We start from the raw sequence: 21,301 nt of genomic DNA, 5'->3' as shown, positions 1-21,301 counted from the left end.
CGTCCGTTGGGAGTTGGACGGCGACAGTGCCGTCCGCGGTGTTACGCGAGCGTGCCGTCCGCGGTGTTACGCGAGCGCCAGCCAGGCGACCGCCGCGACGATCACCACCGCGGCGACGATGCCCACGATCAGGCCGATGCGGGGACCCGCCGGCGCGGGAGCCTGCCGGGAGGCCTGGGGCGCGCCCTCGTCGACGAACGCGCGGAACATCTGGGTGCTGCCTGCGGGGTCGTAGTTGCCCTGGGGGCCCTGGTTGTTAGCCATGGGCCGAGACACTAGCGAAAACGGGTGGGCCGCCCCAAGCGGGGGTCCCGCAGGACGGTCCCGCACGACCTGAGCCAAGGACCCGAGTCGGGGACGTGAAGGAATCCTCCGCCCCACCCCGCCTCCACCCCCCGACCCGCCTCCACCTGCACATTTACCCTCGCAATACTTGCCTTTGCCAACTTTTTGCGGCGCATCCCCGGTTTTTATTTGCCTGTAGCAACCAATCACGGTCTATGGTTGCCCTAAGCAACGAAAGCGTCCCGACGAAAACAGGACGAAACAGGAGGTGTGATGGCCGGGCAGACGCGGTACGAGGAGCTGATCCGTCAGCTCAGCGCCTTCGGCGCCGTGAAGCGGGAGATGGGGCGGATCCTGCCGTCCGAGTGCCCCGGCGGATCCGCCGCCGTACTGACGCTGCTCGACCGCCACGGCGACATGCGCATGAGCAATCTCTCGGAGCTGCTCGCCGTCGACCTCTCGGTCACCAGCCGCCATGTCGCGCACGTCGCCGAGCGCGGCTGGATCGAGCGGTCCCCCGACCCGGCCGACAAGCGTTCCCGCATCCTGCGCCTCACCCCGTCGGGCCGTGCGCAGATCGACGAACTCTCTCAGCGGACCACGCGCATGCTCGCCGAGCGCCTCGCCGACTGGACCGACGACGAGGTCGGCCAGCTCACCCGGCTGATGGCCAAGCTCAGAGCGAGCTTCGACGACTGCCGTGGGACACCGCACCGGCCACCGCCGCCCGTTCTTCCCGCCGCCGCCGATGACGACGACGCACCGACCACCCGTACACCCGCGAACACTTAAGAGAAGGAAGCCCATGGCAACGACCACACCAGCCGGTGTGCGGGCCCATGCCAAGCACGGGGGAGGCGCCGAGCACGGCCCCATGACCCACCGGCAGATCATGGAGGCGCTCTCCGGGCTGCTGCTCGGGATGTTCGTGGCGATCCTGTCGTCCACGATCGTCTCGAACGCCCTCCCGGAGATCATCGGCGACCTCGGCGGCGGCCAGTCCGCCTACACCTGGGTCGTCACCGCCACCCTGCTGTCGATGACGGCGGCCACCCCGTTGTGGGGCAAGCTCGCCGACCTCTACGACAAGAAGGCGCTCGTCCAGCTCGCCCTGGTCATCTATGTGCTGGGTTCGATGGCCGCCGGTCTGTCGCAGAACGCCGGGATGCTGATCGCCTGCCGTGTCGTGCAGGGCATCGGTGTCGGCGGTCTGTCCGCCCTCGCGCAGATCGTGATGGCGGCGATGATCTCCCCGCGCGAGCGCGGCCGTTACTCCGGCTACCTCGGCGCGACCTTCGCCGTCGCCACCGTCGGCGGCCCGCTGCTCGGCGGTGTCATCACGGACACCAGCTGGCTCGGCTGGCGCTGGTGCTTCTACGTCGGCGTGCCCTTCGCCGTGATCGCGCTGATCGTGCTCCAGAAGACCCTGCACCTGCCGGTCGTGAAGCGGGACGTCAAGGTCGACTGGGCCGGCGCGTTCTTCATCTCGGCCGCGGTCTCGCTGCTGCTGGTCTGGGTCACCTTCGCCGGTGACAAGTACGACTGGCTGTCCTGGCAGACGTACACGATGCTGGCCGGATCGGTCGCCCTGGCGCTCGTCTTCGTGCTCGTCGAGTCGCGGGCCAGTGAGCCGATCATCCCGCTGCGGCTGTTCCGCAACCGCACCATCACGCTCTCCTCGATCGCCTCGATGTTCGTGGGCGTCGCGATGTTCTCCGGCACGGTCTTCTTCGCCCAGTACTTCCAGCTGGCCCGGGACGAGTCCCCGACCATGTCCGGGGTGCTGACGATCCCGATGATCGCCGGTCTGTTCGTCTCCTCCACCGTCTCCGGGCAGCTCATCACCCGCACCGGCAAGTGGAAGGCCTGGCTGGTCGGCGGCGGTGTGCTGATCACCGCGGGCCTCGGGCTGCTGGGCACGATCCGCTACGACACCCCGTACTGGAAGACCGCGGTCTTCATGGCACTGCTCGGGCTCGGCGTCGGCATGATGATGCAGAACCTGGTGCTGTCCACGCAGAACCAGGTGGACCCGGCCGACCTCGGCTCGGCCAGCTCCACGGTCACCTTCTTCCGTTCGCTCGGCGGTGCGATGGGCGTCTCCGCGCTCGGCGCCGTGATGGCGAACCGCATCACCGACTACGCCAAGGACGGCATCGCCGGCCTCGGCCCGCAGTACGCCTCCCTCGCGTCCGGCTCCAGCTCCTCCAGCGAGATACCGGACATGGACAAGCTGCCCGCGCCTTTGCGCACGGTCATGGAGAGCGCGTACGGCCACGGCATCGCGGACGTCTTCCTGATCGCCGCCGGCCTGGCGCTGGTCGCCTTCCTGATCACCCTGTTCATCAAGGAGGTCCCGCTGCGGACGACGGGCGCGATGGCGCAGACGTCGGAGAACCCGACGGCGGAGGAGTCCACGCCGGCCGGGGCCGAGGCCGGGGTGCCCGCTCCCGCCGACGACAAGGTCCCGAGCTGGGCCGCCACCACCGCAGCCACCGCCGCCACGGACGCCACCGGGGCCGGTCCCGAGAGCAGCCGGCGGCTCGCGGCCGTCGCCACCATGGCGAGGGAATCCTCCGGTTCCGCCGACGGTGACGGCACCGGTGCCGGCCCCGGCATCCCCGTCCACGGCCACGTGCGCGGCGCGGAGAACGCCCCCGTCCCGCAGGCCGCCGTCACCCTGATCTCCCTCGCGGGCCGTCAGCTGGGCCGCTCGGTCGCGCAGGCCAACGGTTCCTACGCGCTGGACGCGCCCGGTACGGGGTCGTACGTCCTGATCGCCTCCGCCGACGGGTTCCAGCCGCAGGCGTCCACGATCGTCGTGAACGGCGAGCCGGTCGCGTACGACGTCCTGCTCAGCGGGACCAGCGGGCTGAACGGCGTCGTCCGGGCCGCCGGGTCCGGCGAGGGTGTCAAGGACGCGATGGTGGTCGTCACCGATGTGCGCGGCGATCTGCTGGCCACCGGAACCACCGGTGAGCAGGGCGAGTTCGGCTTCGCGGAGCTGGTGCCGGGTGCCGTGACGGTCGCGGTGAACGCGCCCGGGTTCCGGCCGCGCGCGCTGCCCGTGGAGGTCGGCGTGACGGGCGTGACCCGCGCGGAGGTCGTCCTCGAGGCGGGCGCCCGGCTCCAGGGCGTCGTACGGGCGCCTCACGGTCCGCTGGCCGACGCGCGGGTGACGCTCGTGGACGCGGCGGGCAACGTGCTGCGCACGGCGACCACGGGCCCGGACGGGGCGTACGCCTTCGCCGACCTCGACGCCGGCGACTACACGGTGATCGCGACCGGCTACCCGCCGGTGGCCACCGCGCTGACGGTCGCCGGGTCCGGCGCCGACGGCCACGACATCGAACTCGCCCACCCGGGCGAGTAGCGAGAAGCAGCGAACGGACCTGCGGAACCAAGAACGAGCAGGTCGAGCAGGTCGAGCAGGACAAGCAGGACAAGCAGGACGGTTCGCCGGGCGGGCGGCAGGGTGCTGGGTGCTCCCCGCCGCCCGCCCGGTTTCTCACGAGGAGACACCTGAGAGATGGCACTGACCGCGAGGATCCGCACCGGGGACGGATGGGCCGTGTCGCACGCGGTCGTCACGGTGACGGACATGACGGGGAGGCAGATCCTGCGGGCCGAGGCGGACCCCGAGGGCGCCGTACGGGACGCGACGGAGCTGGCGCCCGGGGCGTACACCGTGATCGTCACCGCCGTCGGGTACGCGCCCGTCGCCTCCAGCGCGATCGTGACGGCTGGGGGTACCTCCCGCTCGAGCGAAGCCGAGCGTGGGGGAGGGCGGATCGAGGTCGGGACGATCACCCTGGCCCGGCAGGGCGGCACCGAGCTGCCGCCGCCCGGTCCGTGGACGGTCGACCCGGCGCACTCCACGGTCGGCGCGGTGGCGCAGCACCTGGGCATCTCCAGCGTGCGCGGCCGGTTCACGGGGTTCTCCGCGCGCATCGAGATCGCCCCGGACGAGATCGCCAAGTCCCGGGTGGAGGCGGTGATCCGGGCCGCGTCCATCGACACCGGCAACGGCATGCGCGACACCCATCTGCGCTCGGCGGACTTCCTGGACGTCGAGACGTACCCGGAGATCACCTACCGCTCGACCGGCCTGACCCCGGCGGGCCCGGACCGCTGGACGGTCCACGGGGACCTGGCGATGCGCGGTGTCGTACGGCCCGTCGACCTGGCCCTCGCCCACCTCGGCACCGGCGCCGACCCCTGGGGCGGCACCCGGGCCGCGTTCCGCGCGACCGCGGAACTCCACCGCGAGGACTTCGCCATGCACTACAACCAGGTCCTCCAGGCGGGCATCGCCGCCATCGGTACGACGCTGAAGGTCGAGCTGGACGTCCAGGCGGTGCGGGGAGACACGCTGCCGCAGGCGTAGGACCGCCAGGGTCACGCGGGCCGGGGCCCCGTCCGCCTACGCTGACGGCATGGCACCGAACATCGCGACCAACACCTCCGTCACGCTCGACGAGTTGCTGGACTTCGTACGCCCCCGGCACCGCGCGATCCTGCTGACCCGGCGGGCCGACGGCGGCCCCCAGGCGTCGCCGCTGACCTGCGGGGTCGACGACTCGGGACGGATCGTCGTCTCCACCTACCCGGAGCGGGCCAAGACCCGCAACGCCAAGAGGGACGAGCGGGTCAGCGTCCTCGTGCTGAGCGACGAGTGGGACGGGCCCTGGGTCCAGATCGACGGCACGGCCGAGGTGATCGACTCCCCCGATTCCGTAGAGCCCCTCGTCGAGTACTTCCGCAACATCGCGGGCGAGCACCCCGACTGGGACGAGTACCGGGCCGCGATGGTCAAGCAGGGCAAGTCGATCATCCGGATCACACCGGAGCGGTGGGGGCCGGTGGCGACCGGCGGCTTCCCGGCCCGGCTGGCCCCCCAGGAGTAGCCGGCCGCCAGGAGTAGCCGACCGTCGGGAGTAGCCGACCGTCGGGAGTCGTCAGCCCCCAGGAACGGTCAGCCGCGCTCCACCATCGCCTCGATGCCCGCGATCAGCAGGTCCAGGGCGAAGGTGAAGTCGCGGTCCATCATCTCCGCGACCGTGTCGCCGCCGCGGGCCGCCATGAGGCTCCTGGACTGCTCGATGATGTCCGCGGTCTGCGGGGCCTCGGCGGTCGCGGTCATCGCCTGCCGGAAGTACTCGTCCGGGGTCAGTCCGGTGTCCGCGACCCGGCTGAAGAAGTGCCCCTCGATCGTGCCGTAGCCGTACACGAACTGGAAGACGGCCGAGATGGCTCCGGTGATTCCGTGCGCGGGCAGACCGGTGCGCAGCACGACCTGCTGGACCGCGCGGGAGAACCGCAGCGAGTTCGGGCCGATGTTGAGATAGCGCCCGGCGAGCGGCGACAGCCAGGGGTGGCGGACCAGAAGCGTCCGGTACAGCGTGGCCAGCGTGCGCAGCTGGACCCGCCAGTCCTCGCCCTCGTCCGTCGGATCGGGCGGCTCCAGTTCGCCGAAGGCGGCGTCCAGGGCGAGTTCGAGCAGCTCGTCCTTGGTGTCCACGTACCAGTAGACGGACATCGCCGTCACGTTCAGCTCGGCCGCCAGCCGCCGCATGGAGAACTTCGCGAGCCCCTCGGCGTCCAGCAGCCGTACGGTGGTCTCGGTGATCCGCTCCCGGTCGAGCCCGGACGGCTGCCCCCCGCTCCGCCCCCTCCGACGCGCCTTGCCCTCCAGCCAGACGCTGTCCTGTAGGGCATCTTTGGCGGTCTCGGCCATGGCGAGGCACCTTCCTGCAATCCGGTCACTGATGAAGATGCTAGGCGGCGGCGGAGGCGGAGGGATGCGGGGCCGTGTCGAGCGGCTCGAACGGCTCGAACGGCTCGGGCGGGACTCGGGCAGGCTCGGACAACGGACTCGGCCCGGGGCGCGGGCGGCTCAGGCGGCCGGAACCAGCGGCTTCTCCTCCCGCTCCGCCCGGCGCAGCAGCCCCGCCGCCACCAGTCCCCCGACCAGCACGGCCACCGCCCCCACCGACTGCCCCGCCCCGAGCCCGGCCGACAGGGACTTCCCCGAGGCGACGGAGGCGCTGAACACCGCCCCCAGCACGGCCACGCCGAGCCCGTTGCCGAACTCCGCAAGCGTCCCGTTGATCCCCGCGCCGACCCCCGCCTTCGCCGGCGGTATCGCACTCATGATCGCGTGAGCCATCGCCGGATTGGCGACCGCGCATCCCACGCCGATGAGCACCAGCCCGATCGCCGTCCCGGCGTAGCCGTCGCCGGTGGTCGCGATCGACACCAGGCCGCCCGCCATCACCACCATGCTCGCCAGCACGGCGACCGGCGCCCCCAGCTTCACGGTCAGCCTGGCCGCCACCCCGGTGAAGTTGAGCAGAACGACGGTCAGCGCCAGCGGCGCGGTCCGCAGCCCCGCCTCCAGCGGGCCGTATCCGAGGACGAACTGGAGGTGCTGGGTGAGCAGGAAGAGCGCGCCGCCCATCCCGAAGGTGATCAGCACCGCCCCGCCGACCGCGCCCGTGAACCGACGGTCGCGGAAGAACGCCAGGTCGAGCATGGGGTACGGGATCCTGCTCTCCCATCGGGCGAACACCGCGAGGACGACGACCGCGACCGCCGCGCTCACCAGCACCCGCGCCGAGGTCCAGCCGTGCGCCGGGCCGGAGATGATCGCGAAGACGAGTGCGGCCATGCCGATGGTGGACAGGAGCGCGCCGAGCAGGTCGGGCCGGTCGCCCTGGGGGTTCTTCGACTCCGGGACCAGCGCGATCACCGCTGTCAGGGCCAGCGCCACGACCGGCAGGTTGATCAGGAAGATCGCGCCCCACCAGAAGTGGTTCAGCATGAAGCCGCCGATCAGCGGTCCGGTGGCGAAGCCGAGCGCGTTCACCGCGGCCCAGATGCCGATCGCCTTCGGCTGCTCGTCGGGTGTGAAGATCTGCATCGCGACGGCGAGCGTGGTGGTGAGCAGCAGCGCGCCGCCGACGCCCATCCCGGCCCGGGCGGCGATCAGCTGGCCGCCGGTGTCCGCGAGTCCGGCCACGAGCGAGCCGGCGCCGAACAGCACCAGGCCGGTGGCCAGCATCTTCTTCCGGCCGTAGCGGTCGGCGGCGCTGCCCGCGGTGAGCAGCAGGCCGGATTGGACGAGCGAGTACGCGTTGATCATCCACTGGATGTCGGAGGTGGTCGCGTCCAGCTCACGGGTGAGGGAGGGGATCGCGACATTCAGGATCGTGTTGTCGAGCAGGACGGTGAGCTGCGCCAGGCAGATCACGCCGAGGATCAGCCAGCGCTGGGGGTGGCCACCCTGCGGGGACGGGGACGGGGTTGGAGACGGGGACGGGGCTGGGGACGGGGGCGTTGACGTCATGCTGTACACCGTAGAAGGGTTCCTGTACGGCGTACAACACAGTTACGGGGCACGAGGACGCGAAGGCACGAAGGCACGAAGGCTCGGGGTACGACGAAGGGCGGTGGCTCGTGGGAGCCACCGCCCATCGTCTCGATCAGCGGTATGTCAGCCGCTCGCCTTCTGCGTCAGGTCGTAGAAGGTGGACGAACCGACGGTCACCTCCTTGAAGTTCTCCTGGACCCAGGTGCTGATCTGCGAGGACGTGCCGTCGCTGCTGCCGCCCATGCCGCCGCCGGAGCCGCTGGAGATGAAGTAGTGGATCTTGCCTTCTGTCACGTACTCCTTGAACTGGGCCAGCGTCGGGGACGGGTCGGTGCCGTTGAAGCCGCCGATCGCCATCACGGGCTCGCCGGTGGCCAGCTGGTAGCTCGCGGCGTTCTGGGCGCCGATCGCGGCCGCCGCCCAGGTGTAGTCACCGGCGTAGGCCTCCAGCAGCTTCTTGGCCTCGTCCGTGACGCTCGCGCCGTTCAGCAGGCCGCCGACGCCACCGCCGCCGCCCATGCCGCCGCCCTCGCCGGTCTGGCCGCCGGGGCCGCCCTGCTGGTTCTGGCCCTGGCCCGGGCCCGGGTTCTGGGTGGTGCCGTTGCCGTTCTGCTGGTTCTGGCCCGGCATGCCGCCGCCCATCTGGCCGCCGCCCGGGAAGCCGTTGCCGCCGCCCTGCTGGTTCTGACCTTGCTGGCCCTGCTGGCCGCCGAAGCCGCCCCGCATGCCGCCACCGGGACCGCCGCCGCCCATCATGGAGGCGCCCGCCGGGCCCGCCGTCACGATGGAACCGGTGTGGCCCTCCTGGAGGGTGCTGAGGGTGTACGCCGTCGGGCCGGCCAGGGAGGCCACCAGGCCGAGGGAGGCCGCCGCGAGGGCGAGCTGACGGTTGATCCGGCCCGCGAAGACCAGGCCGAGCGCGGCGGCGAGGCCGCCGATCAGGACCAGCCACTTCAGCCAGGGCAGGTAGTCCGAGGTGCGGTTGAGCAGGATGTACGACCAGGCCGCCGCCGCGACGACCGAGGCCGCGAGGGTGATCGAGGCCCACAGCTCGGACCGCTTCTCCCACAGCAGGCCGGCGCCCATGCCGATCACGGCCGCCATGTAGGGGGCGAGGGCCACGGTGTAGTACTGGTGGAAGATGCCCGCCATGTAGCTGAAGACGACCATGGTGATCAGCAGCGAGCCGCCCCAGACGAGGAACAGGCCGCGGGTGACGGACGTACGACGGGCCTTCCGGGTGGCCACCAGACCGGCGACCAGCAGGATCAGCGCGGCCGGCAGCAGCCAGGAGATCTGGCCGCCGATCTCGGAGTTGAACATCCGGTCCCAGCCGGTCTCGCCCCACTGCCCGGTGTTGCCACCGCCGCCGCCACCGCCGACGCTGCCGGTCTCCTCGCCGTTGAGGCGGCCGAGACCGTTGTAGCCGAAGGTCAGCTCCAGGAAGCTGTTGTTCTGCGAGCCGCCGATGTACGGACGGGAGGACGCCGGCCACAGCTCGACGATCGCGACCCACCAGCCGCCGGAGACGATCAGCGCGCCGGTGGCGACCGCCAGCTGTCCGAAGCGCTTCTTCACCGACACCGGCGCGCAGACCGCGTAGACGATCGCGAGCGGCGGCAGGATGAGGAAGGCCTGGAGCGTCTTGGCGAGGAAGGCGAAGCCGATCGCGACTCCGGCCCACACCAGCCACTTCGTCCGGCCGTCCTCCACCGCGCGGGCCACGAAGTAGCAGGCCACGGCCATCAGCAGGGCCAGCATCGCGTCCGGGTTGTTGAACCGGAACATCAGCGCGGCGACGGGGGTGAGCGCGAGCACGGCGCCCGCGATCAGGCCGGCCGGGGCACTGAACCGGCGGCGCACGGAGGCGTAGACGACGGCGACCGTGCCGACGCCCATCAGCACCTCGGGGGCGAGGATCGCCCAGGAGTTCAGGCCGAAGAGCCTGACCGACAGGGCCATCGGCCACAGCGAGGCCGGGGGCTTGTCGACGGTGATGGCGTTGCCCGCGTCCAGCGAGCCGAAGAAGAAGGCCTTCCAGGACTGGCTGCCGGCCTGCACGGCCGCGGAGTAGAAGGAGTTGGCGTAGCCGGAGGCGCTCAGGTTGTACAGGTAGAGCAGGAGCGTGGCCGCCAGCAGGCCGAGGAAGGCCGGGCGGACCCAGCGGGGGTCCTCGGGGCGGCCGCGCCACAGTCTGCGGTGCGGGGGCTGCTTCGGCTCACCCGACTGTGGGGCCGGGGCGAGGGGTGCCGCGGGTGCCATCGGTGCCACGGGCGCACTCGTGGGTGGCCGGGTCGTCGACTCGTCGAGGTGGGTGGTCATCGGGCGTCCCCCGGGTCGGTGTCGTGGGGGCGCACCGGCTGCAAGCGCATGGTGGCGTCCCTCCAGGTGCCGTCCGCGGCTTCGCCGGCGCGGAACTGGGTCGGGTCGTACGTGGCCGTCTCGCGGTTCGGCCGCGAGGCGTGCCCCGGTGCCGCCGGTCCCGTCGGTGCCATGGGTGCCATCGGTGCCGCCGCGCTACGGACGGCGGTGGCGGGCTCGTCGGCCTCCCGCCGGTCCGCGAACACCCACACCCGGAAGAGCAGGAAGCGCAGGACGGTCGCCGCGAGGTTGGCCGCGACGAGCACCGCGAGTTCGGTCGAGTGCGCGGGGTCCGCGTTCGCCGCGTTCAGCGCGACGAGCGAGCCGCTGGTCAGCGCGAGGCCGATACCGAAGACGACCAGGCCCTGGGCCTGGTGCTTGACGGCCCCGCCACGGCCGCGCACCCCGAAGGTCAGCCTCCGGTTGGCGGCGGTGTTGGCGATCGCCGAGACCAGCAGGGCCAGCGCGTTCGCGAACTGCGAGCCGCTGAACTGGCGGAAGCCGCTGTAGAGCAGCAGGTAGAAGAGCGTGGAGAGACCACCGACCACACAGAAGCCGACGAGCTGGCGGGCCAGGCCCTTGGGTACGTCCATGATGTCTCGGTCGCGGGGGTCGTCGCCGAACGGCCTGGTCAGCCGGTCCAGTGGCAGCGAACCGGTGGCCAGCGCCTTCCCTACGCGCCACACCCCCTTCAGGTCATCGGTCGCCGTCTTCACGATGTGCACCGTGGAGTCCGGGTCGTCGACCCAGTCGACCGGTACCTCGTGGATACGCAGACCGGCCCGCTCGGCGAGCACCAGCATCTCAGTGTCGAAGAACCAGCCGGTGTCTTCCACCAAGGGGAGCAGAACCTGCGCCACGTCGCGCCGGATCGCCTTGAATCCGCACTGGGCGTCCGAGAAGCGGGCCTGGAGCGAGCCACGGAGGATCAGGTTGTAGGCCCGGCTGATGAACTCCCGCTTCGGCCCGCGCACCACGCGGGAGCTACGGGCGAGCCGGGAGCCGATCGCCAGGTCGGAGTGGCCGGAGATCAGCGGGGCCACCAGCGGCAGCAGCGCGTTGAGGTCGGTGGACAGGTCCACGTCCATGTACGCGAGGATCGGGGCGTCCGAGGCCGACCAGACGGTCCGCAGCGCTCGGCCGCGGCCCTTCTGCTCCAGCCGGAAGGACCTCACCTCCGGGATCCGCGCCTCCAGCCGCTGCGCCACCTGCGGGGTCAGATCCGTCGACGCGTTGTCCGCGATGGTGATGCGGAACGGGTAGGGGAACGTCCGGGCCAGGTGGTCGTACAGTCTCTGGACGCACGGCTGGAGGTCCTTCTCCTCGTTGTAGACGGGGATCACTACGTCCAGGACTGGCGTACCGGCTGTGACGGCCGGGAGGTGCTCCCGCGCCGGCAGGGTGCCGGGAGAAGAATCGGTTCGCATGACAACGACTTTCCTCAAGCGCCCTGTTGCACCCATGTGGTGGCACTGTGCTCGACCTGTGAGTCCAGTTGCCAGTTCGTTTCGGGGGCCGGCTGGGGCACGGCGAGCACCGGCAGGTGCACGGTGAACACGGTGTGACCGGGCACGCTGTCGACGGTCACGGCACCGCCGTGCGCGGTCGCGACGGCCTGCACGATGGCGAGGCCCAGCCCGGTCGAGCCGGAGGCGCGGGAGCGCGAGGAGTCACCGCGGGCGAAGCGTTCGAAGACGTGCGGGAGCAGGTCCGGCGGGATGCCCTGGCCGTTGTCCTGGACGTCCACGCACAGCCACGGCCCGCGCCGCTGCACGCGCGCGGTGACGGTCGTACCGGGCGGGGTGTGCGTACGGGCGTTGGCCAGCAGGTTGACGACCACCTGTTGCAGCCGCGCCGAGTCGGCGGACACGAGTGCGGGCTCGTCGGGAAGTTCGAGGCGCCAGACGTGTTCGCGTCCGGCGGCGCGGGCGTCGCTGATGGTGTCGATGACCAGCGGGACGAGGTCGGTCTGCTCGAACCGGAGCGGGCGGCCCGCGTCGAGCCGGGCGAGCAGCAGCAGGTCCTCGACGAGCAGGGTCATCCGGCCGGCCTCGGACTCGATACGGCCGAGCGCGTGCCGGGTGTCGGGCCCGACCTCCTCCCGGCCGCGCCGGGTCAGCTCGGCGTACCCGCGGATGGAGGCGAGCGGGGTCCGCAGCTCGTGGCTGGCGTCCGCGACGAACTGCCGCACCCGCGTCTCGCTCTCCTGGCGGGCGTGCAGGGCGCCGTGGACGTGGTTCAGCATCCGGTTGAGCGCGGCGCCGACCTGCCCGACCTCGGTGTGCGGATCGGTCTCCGACTCGGGCACCCGCTCGCTGAGGTTGACCTCGCCGGTGTGCAGGGGGAGCTCGGAGACGCGGGTGGCGGTGGCGGCGACCTTGCGGAGGGGGCGGGTGGCGACGCCGACCATGACATAACCGGCGATGGCGGCGGCCACGAGTCCGGCGGCGGTGACGCTGAGTTCGACGACGATGAGGGTGGTGATGGTGCCGTCGGTGTCCTCGGTCGGGATGGCCACGTAGTAGGAGCCCTTGTCACCGGAGACGTACCGCACGCGGTAGTCGCCCAGTCCGGGAATCTCGACGGTGTGCGGGTCGCCGTCCTGGGTGACCGTGCCGAGGGCGGTCTCCTGGGCCTCGCTGAGGTCCTTGTCCACCATGGGGTTGACGTCGGTGCTGCTGGTGTCCTTCTTGCCGACCTTGGCGCTGGTGATGCTTCCGTTCTCGACCTTCGCGATCACCGTGCCCTGCGGCTGGGGGCCGCGGGTGACGAACTCCTTCAAGTTGACGGTGTCGGTGGCGCCGGTGGCGCCGGTGGCGCCGGTGGTCCCGGTGGTCCCGGTGGGGGCCTGCCCGGGCTGGCCCTCCTTGATGCCGTCCGGCGGCGCGCCCATACCGGCCGCGCGACTCGACACGTCCTTGAGCTTGCCGTCCAGCTGGTCGTAGAGATGGGACCGCAGCGCGAGCGTCGTCACGGTGCCGATCACGGCACACACGACGGCGATCAGCACCACGGACGCGACGACGAGCCTGGCCCGCAGGGTGCGCGGCTTTCCCGCTCGTCTCTTCTGCGGACGCGGCCGTCGTCGCCCGCTCATGAGGCCGCGGGCTTGATCAGGTAACCGGCGCCGCGCCGGGTGTGGATCATCGGCTCGCGGCCGGCGTCTATCTTGCGGCGCAGGTAGGAGATGTACAGCTCGACAACGTTGGCCTGGCCGCCGAAGTCGTACGACCACACGCGGTCGAGGATCTGCGCCTTGCTGAGCACGCGCCGCGGGTTGCGCATCAGGAAGCGCAGCAGCTCGAACTCGGTGGCGGTGAGGTGGATGTTGTCCCCGGCCCGCGAGACCTCGTGGCTGTCCTCGTCGAGGGTGAGGTCACCGACGACGAGCACGGAGTCGGAGCGCCGGTCGGCGGCACCGGAGCGCCGGATGAGCCCCCGCAGCCGGGCCACGACCTCTTCGAGGCTGAACGGCTTGGTGACGTAGTCGTCGCCGCCGGCGGTGAGACCGGCGATACGGTCCTCGACGGCGTCCTTGGCGGTCAGGAACAGCACCGGAACGTCCGGCAGCTCACGCCGCAGCCGCCCCAGGACGGTCAGCCCGTCCATGTCGGGCAGCATCATGTCGAGGACGACGGCGTCGGGCCGGAACTCCCGCGCGGTCTGAATGGCACCCGTTCCGTCCCCGGCACTCCGGATCTGCCATCCCTCGTAGCGCAGGGCCATGGACAGCAGTTCGGTGATCGACAACTCGTCGTCCACCACAAGCACTCGGACGGGGCTCCCGTCCGGCCTCAGCAGTTCGGTGCGCCCCTGGGGCGAGGTCGTGGTCATGGGAGACACCCTGTCGAGGTCCTCTGAGAGCACGCTTTCACCAGTCTGTGATTTCCCTGAGAAATACACAGGCGCCTCTCAGGGAACGCCTGGGAAGCCCTCACTCCACGTTGATCTCGCGAGGTGGTTTGCCCGGGAAGACCCCTCGGCGTCCCTCCGGAGAACCGCTCCCGCCGGCCTCCCCGGCACCCGCTCCCTCACCCTCGTGGCTGTGTCCCGCCTGGGCGGTCAGCGGGCCCTTCAGAACAGCCCGTCCTGAAGATGCGCGACCCCCTCGGACTCCTTGACCGACTTGAACTCCTTCACCGGAAAGGCGACTTCACCACCACAACCGTCGGCCGGCACCAGCTCCCATCCCCCCATCAGCCGCGTGTCCAGGACGACCACCCCGCTCCCGGTCGCCAGATGCAGGTCCGGCCCGGCGGCCGCCACCAGCTCGCCGTCCACCGCACCACCGGCGACCAGCTCGGTCACCTCACCCCGGGCGGCGGGCGCGGTGTCGAGCCCGAACGCCCGTACATGGTCAACGGCTTGGAACGGCGCGCGGGCCAACGACTCGGGCCACCCGTCGAGTTCCACCGCCCGCGCGTGCACCTCCCGTATCTCAGCGCACCTTTCCTCCTCCCCGGCCGGCAGGGCGGCCCGTACCGCGCGCTTCTCGCCGTACGGAATCCGGTCCGGTACCCGCAGGGCGGCCCGCAGCAGCTCCTCGCTCCGCCGCGCGGCCATCAGCGGCCCGGTGCCGAGCCAGCTGAAGCAGACCGCACCTTGCTCCAGCAGCCGCGCGGGCCCCCGCCCGACGGCCGTGATCCCCACCTTGACCAGCCCCGGCCCGAACCACGCCAGGTACACGCGGTAGGGCCGGGGATCGTCCGCGTTGCCGTCCGCGGCGACGGAGTGCGCCCGGTCCAGCCGCGCGCACTCCTCGCACCGGCCGCCCGTACTGCGCGCCGACACCGCCGCGCGCACCGGGCACGCGTGCCCCCGAGCCCCAGCACACTCCCGCGCACCCCCTTCGACGACCCCGAAGGCCACCCGTCTCCCCCAGGACAGCGGGCTACGACGCCCCCGGTCCCACGTCAGCACGGGCCCCTCCGCCGACCACCGCAGCCCCGTGCACTTCCATGCCTGTGCCATCACCCGCAACGGTAGGCCCTGGCACTGACAACACGGTCCGACCGGCGGTTCCGCGCCCTGCGAGCCGGCACCCGAGGCACCCCGGATGACCGCCGCGGGCTCCCGTGTCCCGGACCCGCATCCCCCACTCGGCCCGGGGCCGCACCCCGGGCGGCTTGCCCCATCCCGCCAGATGCAGCCCCCACGTGACCAGCGCGCTCAGACCGACGATCACGAGCCCCCCGGCCACGAGTGGACCGGACACGGCACACACGCCGAGGCCCGCCACGGTCGTCCCCACGGTGGCGATGGCGACGCCGGTCCAGCCCGCGACGGTGTGCCCCTCGTCATACAGATGCGCCACGAGTTACCTCACGATCTAAGAAGTCAACAACCTTCTTACAAGGTAAGAGAACACGAAAGCAGATAACAAGGGACCAGCACGAAAGAACCGCCGGCCCGCCGGCCACCCACGGCAAGCCGCCACCCGCAAGCCGCCGCACAGGAGCAGCCCCCGCGATGACACCCCAGCCGCCCCGCCCCGCCGCCACCCCCGCAGAAGCGCTGTCGGCGATGGACGACCTCATCGCGGCCAGCATGGTCGGCCAGCAGGAGATGGCCCAGCGCCTCGGCCTGAACGTCACCGACCTGACCTGCTTCGCCTACGTCCTCCAGGCCGGCGAGAACCTGCTCACCGCCGGCGAACTGGCCACCCGCGTCCAGGTCACCACCGGCGCGGTGACCGGCATCCTCAACCGCCTGGAACGTGCCGGCTACGTCACCCGCCGCCCCGACCCGAAGGACCGCCGCCGCGTCCGCGTGGCCGCCGAACCCGCCGCCGTGGCCCGCGCCTACGCCCTCTACCAGCCGTACTACGACCGCCTCAACGCCCTCTTCGCCGACTACACCCCCGACGAGATCGCCGTCCTCACCGACTGGTTCACCCGCGCCACGACCCTGGCCCACACCTACCGCCGCGAACTCCGCCTCCAGGACGGCACCGAGACCTGACCGCCAGGGCGAAACGGCAGACCCCGGCGCGGGATGATCGCACCGGGGTCTGACGAAAAAGAGGGCAACGGCGCGGCCGGGGACGAACTACGCACGCCGAGCCCTGCGACGAGGAACGAGCCGTTCTTCGCCTCGGACTACTTGGGCGGCGAGGGCAGCTTGCGGAACGTGCACGGCCCGAGCGGCAGAGTGCTGGCGCACGTGCCCTCCCACACCTTGCCCTTCTTGGTCAGCACGGTGATGAGGAGCGGGCCGCCGTCGACGTCGTCGATGTTGGACGCCAGCGTGGCCTCGAGAACGTCAGTGGGGCCTCCCACGAACTGCCAGCCGCCAACGGGGGCAGCGGGCGTGACCGACTCGTCGACCGACAGGACGTACACCTTGCCGCCGCACACCACGGAGACGTACTTCTTGCCCAGCTGGTTGGTGTTGCCTACCGAGCCCTCATTGCCTGCGGAGTCGATGTCGGTACAGCCCTTGTCTGGCTTGGGCTTCGAATGGTTGTCGCCGAGCTTCGTCGTCGTTTTGGGCTCGGGCTGCGGCTGCGCTGCCGCGCCGCCGGCGCCGATGAAGGCCATGATGGCTGTGGCGGACAGCACCGCGGCAATCTTGCGCTTCGTTTCCATTCCAGGCGCTCCTTTTCTTTGGAGAGACGGGGTCGTGTTCTTTGGAGAGATGGGGGTCGTGTTCCTTGGAGAGACGGGGGTCGTGTTCCTTGGAGAGACGGGGGTCGTGTTCCTTGGAGAGACGGGGGTCGTGACCTGGCGAGAGCATTCTTAACCCGGGCAACACGACCAACTACGGGCGGACACGCAGCTTCACTCATACGCCCATGGCATGTTCAAATGCGTACCAAGTGCCGCCGCACACGATTCTGGGCAGCAAGGAATGAAACGAGGCCGAGACGGACAGAAGTCGGTCGATCGACCCGACCGGGCGGGTCAGAGGTTTACCCAAGGCCCGGTCAGATCAATTGTCCTGCCTGAGATCACCGGCCGGCTTCCGGGCGCCGGTCACGTGTGATGCCTCTCTGCCTCTCACCTGATTGTGATCGCCTTCTACGTGTGCGTTCTCCACGTTCCCGCACACCAGCGGCGACAGGATCCCTGAGAGGATCTCGTCCTGCGCCCGAGCGCTGTCCGCGCCGATGAAATACGGCATCTCCGGCCGTAGAACCGACACACCACCTTCATCCGTTCGGACCCACGGACGGCCATCGCGAAGAGACGGCGGCCCGGGAAGTCCTGTGAGAGACGGGCGGCGTCCCGGTAGCCGTCCGATTCGCTCCCGAAGGCGGTTGCCGTCAAATCTGGTTCGGTTTCCGACTCAGCTGGTCTTCGGGGGGACTTGGGCAGACGGGGGCTCGGTGGCAAGCGTGGTGTCTTTTCGCCCTGCGGGGAGTCGCCCTGCGGGGAGCACGCCCCGATGCTTCGAGCCGAGTACGCCGGGCCCGCCTTGCGCAGGTACCGTTCCGGATCCCGCCGCTCGTCCGGGTGCCGGCCGCTGGTCGCCTGTCCGCCGCACCGCGCGTCGACAGAGGTGGGGCAGGAAGGTGTAGAAGCGGTCGGGAAGGAACACGGCGTCCGCAACGATCATCGCGCCGGAGAACAGCGGCAGCCCCATGAGCACCGCGATGCCGATGTGCATGCCCAGCAGCATGGCGAGCACGGGGTACTTGAGCCTGCCGAAGAGCACGAACGGGAAGGCCACCTGCAAGAGCACGGTCACGTAGCCGGCGATCGCGACCACGAGCGTGTGCTCGTCCACGAAGTGGGAGAGCACGGGCCAGGGCCGGAAGAGTTCGAGGTTCAGGACGTAGTGGAGAGCGGTACCGCTGCCCCAGGAAGCACCCTGGACCTTGTACAGGCCGGCTGATCCGTAGAGAAAACAGACCTGTGCCGCGATGACGAACATGCCGCAGTTGTGCACCACCGTGACCAAGGTGGTCCGGGCATCGCGGAGTTGCCCCGCGAAGAGGCTCCGCGACGGCTCCGTCGCGTCGCCCGCGCGCACCCTCTTCAGCCGGTCTCTGCGCGCGTCCAGGGACCAGCGCCGGCCGCAGGCGGTGAGGGCGAGGTAGAGGGACATCAGCAGGATCAGATTGTCGCCTCCGTCCGTCATGAAGATCGCCCGGCTGTGGAACGAGGTCACCGCGACGGCGAAGAGGACGGACATGACGCGGGTCCGCCAGCCCAGCATGAACAGCGCGGACGTGACGAGGGCCAGTCCGTAGCAGAGCTCGAAGTAGGCACGGCTGTCGGACAGCGCCAGGACGCTGAACCAGCCCGTCTGTTCGAAGAGCTGGTGCGCCAAGGCGGGCGTCCACGGAGAGCCGGGACCCCAGATCTCGTCGCGGTGCGGGAACTCACGCAGCAGAAAGATCAGGTAGAGCAGCCCGTAGCCGATACGCAGCACCGACGCGGCGTACAGGGACACCGGTCGGCCGGTCAGGAGGGCCCACAGGGAGGTGATCCGGCCGCCGAGCCACCGCTCGGCGCCGGAGAGCGCGGTCTTCTGCGCCTCATTTTCCATGGCGGGTCACCTTCCACCAGGGCAGAAGCCGATTCTCGACCGGCGTCGGCGGGCGACTGCCGACGCGGGTGCCGGGCTCGGCGACGGACAGTGTGACGACACGGAGCTGAACGAAGTCGAAAGGGCCGCCCTTGTGGGCGGCGACGCGGTCCGCGGCGATGTTGGTCAGGTACGTCTGCATCATCAGGGCGCGTTCCGTTCGTGCCTGGTCGTTTCCTCCGTGCGAGTCGACGTAGCTGGCCCAGGCCCGGCGCAGCATGTTCTGAGCCGTGTGGCTCGGGAACACATGGTGCTCGACGGCGGAACTGTCCACGGCGGTCAGGTCGAACCAGGGACTCACCTGAACCGATCCGTCAGAGCCGGTGTGCGCGGTTCTTGCCAGAATCTGCCGGTTGACGGATTCGGGGTCCGGGGCGAAGAGCCGCCAATTCTGTTCGAAGAAAGGGAAAACCCATGCATTGATCTGCGGGCCGTATCGCTTGGAAACGGCGTTGGCCGGTGCCACATGAAAGAACACCAGAACCACGTGGACGACACTCGCCGCCAGGCACAGGACCACGGCGGCACACAGCCCGGCTTTGAATGCACGGACACCTCTCGGCAGCTTGAGGGGCTGGGCCATGGCGTCAGGACATTCCTGCGTGGCCGGACCGGAGTCGGAGTGTTGGAGCTCCGCCACATCCGCTGAGTCGATTCCGCTCAACACCGCCTACCTGTCTTTCTCATATCAGCTGCTCGCGTCTGACGTTTTCCGCTGACTGCCGCCGACGGCGCGCGGCGGATTCGATGAGAATTCCGCCGCGCGCCGTCATCCGGTGAGCGGACTGGCCGCAGTGGGCTGCCTCAGCCCTGGTGGCTCTGGGAGTCGTCGTCCGCGTAGCCCTTGGGCACGTCGCCGTAGCCGTAGTTCTCGTCGGGCTGCTTGCCGTGGTCGGGCTTGTCGTGGTCGGGGTTGCCGTGGTCGGGGTTGCCGTGGTCGGGCTTGCCGTGGTGGTCATACCTGTCGTGGTCAGGCTTACCGTGGTCGGGCTTGCCGTGGTCATGCCTGTCGTGGTGAGGCCTGTCGTGGTCGGGCTTGACGGGCTGGAAGTAGGACCCGAGGTCCAGCTTGCCGCCGTGGCCCGGCCTGCCCGGTTTGTCGTCGTGGCCCGGTCCGCCCGGCGCGTGATCGTTCCCGCCGGCGCCGTTCCCGGCGGTGTTGCCCACCGTGTTACCGGTGTTCCCGGCGGTGTTGCCCGCGGTGTTACCGGACGTGTTGCCGGCGACGTTGCCCTGGGTGCCGCCGGTCCCGACGAGGATTCCGCCCAGGAGGCCACCCGTGACGAGACCGCCGCTCGTGGTCGAGCCGGTGGTGGTGGTTCCCGCCGACGCGCCGGTGGTGGTACCCGTCGTCGTCGTTCCACCGCTACTGGCGGCTCCGCACGTCGGCCGGGTGATCGTGTTGTTGATCAGCGACACGATCCCGGACTCGGCGACAGCACCGGCCAGCACGCGACCCTCGACCGCCGCCCTGTTCTCCATCGTGATCGAGGTGTGGGCCAGGTAGGTGCCCACGGAGAAGGAGTCGCTGCCGAAACTGGCGGAGCCCCCGCTGCTCGGACTTCCGATCTGCCAGAAGACATTGCATGCCGTCGCGCCGCCGGTGAACTCCATGCGGCTGCCGGACGCCAGCGTCAGTGAGGAGGGGACCTGGAACACCCAGACGGCGTCGGGGCCGCCGTTCAGCGTGAGAACACCCGAGTTCGTGACCACACCAGGGACGAAGTCGTACAGGCCCGGGCCCAGCCCCGTCGGGCCGCCTGCGCCACTGAGCTCCGAGGCGAGGGTCCCGTCGACGGGGCCCCGGGCCTCGGCGACGCTGTACGCGTTCTGCAGTGAGGCATGGGCAGCGTTGGCCGGCCCGTCCGTGATGTGGATGGTTCCGTTGATCACATTGGCACACGGCGGAGGTGCGGGGGTCGCCGGCGCCGGCGGGTCACAGAATCCAGTGATCGAAGTGCCCGGTGACACCCCGACGTCTCCGCTGAGCAGGGAGGAACCGGTATTGGTCACCGCCTCGCCGCCCAGCACCGCGAAGCTGGTGGCAGCACCGAGAGGAACGGGCGTGGTAATGGCATTTGCCTGTGTCGGCACCATTACCACTGCGGTAGCAGCCACCAACGCCGTGACGGCCGCCGTGACCCAGGCGGGCATTGCGCGCCATTGATGCGCACCGGAGATGTTCTGTGTCATCGAGGGGACTACTCCTCTGGGGAAAGACAGTGAATGTTTTTGCTGTCCTTGTCGAGTTGCCGCGAGCCGGAACCTCTTCTCGCTGACAAGCACCATGGGCACCAATGGCCTGCTCGGCAATGCTCGGAACGAGGTTGGATTCAGATTAACTGGCGAAGAACCACAGAGAACGTCAATGCGCGATCCATTTGGGTGGACTTCCGACAGACATGGTCAGACCCGAATCGGAATATCACATAAAGCTATGGGCGTAACGCGCCGGCTCACCTCGCACAACCGCATGGCCGGAAGCCGCAGGTCGTCACCGCTTCACCAAGAGTCGACCCACTGCGTATTATCGATTAATAACCACGGACTTTCAGAGATCGCGTCCCAAGTCAGCGCGATTCCGACCGCGGGCCGGAACCGTAATCGAATTCCCAAAGATGCGAGTGCGATCCGGACTGAATCCTCCGACTCGACCACCCCTTGGGACTTTCATCCCCCGACGGACCACCGGCCAGGCGAAGCACGGAGCCGGTGAACACGCCCAGCGGTGCCGACGTTGAGCGCCGCGTC

18 protein-coding genes are annotated in these 21,301 nt (G+C 70.0%); 5 read left to right on the top strand and 13 right to left on the bottom strand.

The genetic code is table 11. The annotated features are described in order from the left end of the window. Positions 1–66: 66 nt before the first annotated feature. Positions 67–264 carry a hypothetical protein gene (locus tag ACZ6D7_RS16090; protein ID WP_469490517.1) on the bottom strand — a complete coding sequence of 66 codons (198 nt, stop codon included), beginning with the start codon at positions 262–264 and terminating at the stop codon, positions 67–69. Between the two features lie 294 nt (positions 265–558). On the opposite strand from ACZ6D7_RS16090, the gene ACZ6D7_RS16085 reads away from it, so the two are divergent. From ACZ6D7_RS16085 to ACZ6D7_RS16070, 4 genes are all read left to right on the top strand, one after another. Further along, on the top strand, positions 559–1,077 hold the full coding sequence (locus ACZ6D7_RS16085) for a MarR family winged helix-turn-helix transcriptional regulator (RefSeq protein WP_469490515.1): 519 nt from the start codon (positions 559–561) through the stop codon (positions 1,075–1,077). Positions 1,078–1,159: 82 nt separating this feature from the next. After that, complete coding sequence (locus ACZ6D7_RS16080) at positions 1,160–3,658, top strand: MFS transporter (protein WP_469490780.1); 2,499 nt, start codon at positions 1,160–1,162, stop codon at positions 3,656–3,658. Between the two features lie 156 nt (positions 3,659–3,814). Then, positions 3,815–4,672 carry a YceI family protein gene (locus ACZ6D7_RS16075; RefSeq protein ID WP_469490511.1) on the top strand — a complete coding sequence of 286 codons (858 nt, stop codon included), beginning with the start codon at positions 3,815–3,817 and terminating at the stop codon, positions 4,670–4,672. Positions 4,673–4,721: 49 nt separating this feature from the next. Continuing rightward, a complete protein-coding gene (locus ACZ6D7_RS16070) occupies positions 4,722–5,192 on the top strand; it encodes a PPOX class F420-dependent oxidoreductase (protein ID WP_469490508.1) in 471 nt (156 codons plus the stop codon). A 68-nt stretch (positions 5,193–5,260) separates the two neighbouring features. Here the strand turns inward: ACZ6D7_RS16070 and ACZ6D7_RS16065 are convergent, their stop codons facing one another. The 8 genes from ACZ6D7_RS16065 to ACZ6D7_RS16030 form a co-directional block, all read right to left on the bottom strand. Then, positions 5,261–6,022, bottom strand: a complete 762-nt coding sequence (locus tag ACZ6D7_RS16065) for a TetR/AcrR family transcriptional regulator (RefSeq protein WP_469490505.1) — start codon at positions 6,020–6,022, stop codon at positions 5,261–5,263. Positions 6,023–6,181: 159 nt separating this feature from the next. Then, the gene (locus ACZ6D7_RS16060) at positions 6,182–7,633 is read right to left on the bottom strand and encodes an MFS transporter (RefSeq protein WP_469490502.1); all 1,452 of its coding nucleotides are present in this window, start codon (positions 7,631–7,633) and stop codon (positions 6,182–6,184) included. Between the two features lie 147 nt (positions 7,634–7,780). Further along, positions 7,781–9,979: a glycosyltransferase family 39 protein gene (locus ACZ6D7_RS16055; protein ID WP_469490499.1), complete on the bottom strand. Its 2,199-nt coding sequence runs from the start codon at positions 9,977–9,979 to the stop codon at positions 7,781–7,783. Beyond that, the gene (locus ACZ6D7_RS16050) at positions 9,976–11,445 is read right to left on the bottom strand and encodes a bifunctional glycosyltransferase family 2/GtrA family protein (RefSeq protein WP_469490493.1); all 1,470 of its coding nucleotides are present in this window, start codon (positions 11,443–11,445) and stop codon (positions 9,976–9,978) included. Before ACZ6D7_RS16050 ends, ACZ6D7_RS16055 begins: the two co-directional genes overlap by 4 nt. Before the next feature lie 14 nt (positions 11,446–11,459). Further along, on the bottom strand, positions 11,460–13,115 hold the full coding sequence (locus ACZ6D7_RS16045; protein ID WP_469490490.1) for an ATP-binding protein: 1,656 nt from the start codon (positions 13,113–13,115) through the stop codon (positions 11,460–11,462). Further along, positions 13,112–13,852, bottom strand: coding sequence for a response regulator transcription factor (locus ACZ6D7_RS16040; RefSeq protein WP_059202906.1), 741 nt, complete (start codon positions 13,850–13,852; stop codon positions 13,112–13,114). The genes ACZ6D7_RS16045 and ACZ6D7_RS16040 overlap by 4 nt, the downstream gene beginning before the upstream one ends. Before the next feature lie 240 nt (positions 13,853–14,092). Continuing rightward, on the bottom strand, positions 14,093–14,989 hold the full coding sequence (locus ACZ6D7_RS16035; protein WP_469490485.1) for a DUF2797 domain-containing protein: 897 nt from the start codon (positions 14,987–14,989) through the stop codon (positions 14,093–14,095). Then, a complete protein-coding gene (locus ACZ6D7_RS16030; protein WP_469490483.1) occupies positions 14,910–15,332 on the bottom strand; it encodes an HGxxPAAW family protein in 423 nt (140 codons plus the stop codon). The genes ACZ6D7_RS16035 and ACZ6D7_RS16030 overlap by 80 nt, the downstream gene beginning before the upstream one ends. Before the next feature lie 155 nt (positions 15,333–15,487). Here ACZ6D7_RS16030 and ACZ6D7_RS16025 point away from each other — a divergent pair, with 155 nt between their 5' ends. Next, a complete protein-coding gene (locus ACZ6D7_RS16025; RefSeq protein ID WP_469490480.1) occupies positions 15,488–15,979 on the top strand; it encodes a MarR family transcriptional regulator in 492 nt (163 codons plus the stop codon). Between the two features lie 137 nt (positions 15,980–16,116). On the opposite strand, the gene ACZ6D7_RS16020 is transcribed toward ACZ6D7_RS16025, so the two are convergent. The 4 genes from ACZ6D7_RS16020 to ACZ6D7_RS16005 all read right to left on the bottom strand — a co-directional run bounded on the left by ACZ6D7_RS16020 (position 16,117) and on the right by ACZ6D7_RS16005 (position 20,839). Beyond that, positions 16,117–16,605, bottom strand: a complete 489-nt coding sequence (locus ACZ6D7_RS16020) for a hypothetical protein (RefSeq protein ID WP_469490475.1) — start codon at positions 16,603–16,605, stop codon at positions 16,117–16,119. A 700-nt stretch (positions 16,606–17,305) separates the two neighbouring features. Then, positions 17,306–18,511, bottom strand: coding sequence for an HTTM domain-containing protein (locus tag ACZ6D7_RS16015; protein WP_469490471.1), 1,206 nt, complete (start codon positions 18,509–18,511; stop codon positions 17,306–17,308). After that, complete coding sequence (locus ACZ6D7_RS16010; protein WP_469490468.1) at positions 18,501–19,133, bottom strand: DUF5819 family protein; 633 nt, start codon at positions 19,131–19,133, stop codon at positions 18,501–18,503. The genes ACZ6D7_RS16015 and ACZ6D7_RS16010 overlap by 11 nt, the downstream gene beginning before the upstream one ends. Positions 19,134–19,354: 221 nt before the next feature. Then, positions 19,355–20,839 carry an ice-binding family protein gene (locus tag ACZ6D7_RS16005; protein ID WP_469490466.1) on the bottom strand — a complete coding sequence of 495 codons (1,485 nt, stop codon included), beginning with the start codon at positions 20,837–20,839 and terminating at the stop codon, positions 19,355–19,357. Between the last annotated feature and the right edge of the window lie 462 nt (positions 20,840–21,301).

This window comes from Streptomyces sp. NPDC041784, from assembly GCF_055591025.1.
The sequence above is the reverse complement of the archived record's forward strand: the minus strand, read 5'-3'. Positions and strand labels throughout refer to the sequence as shown.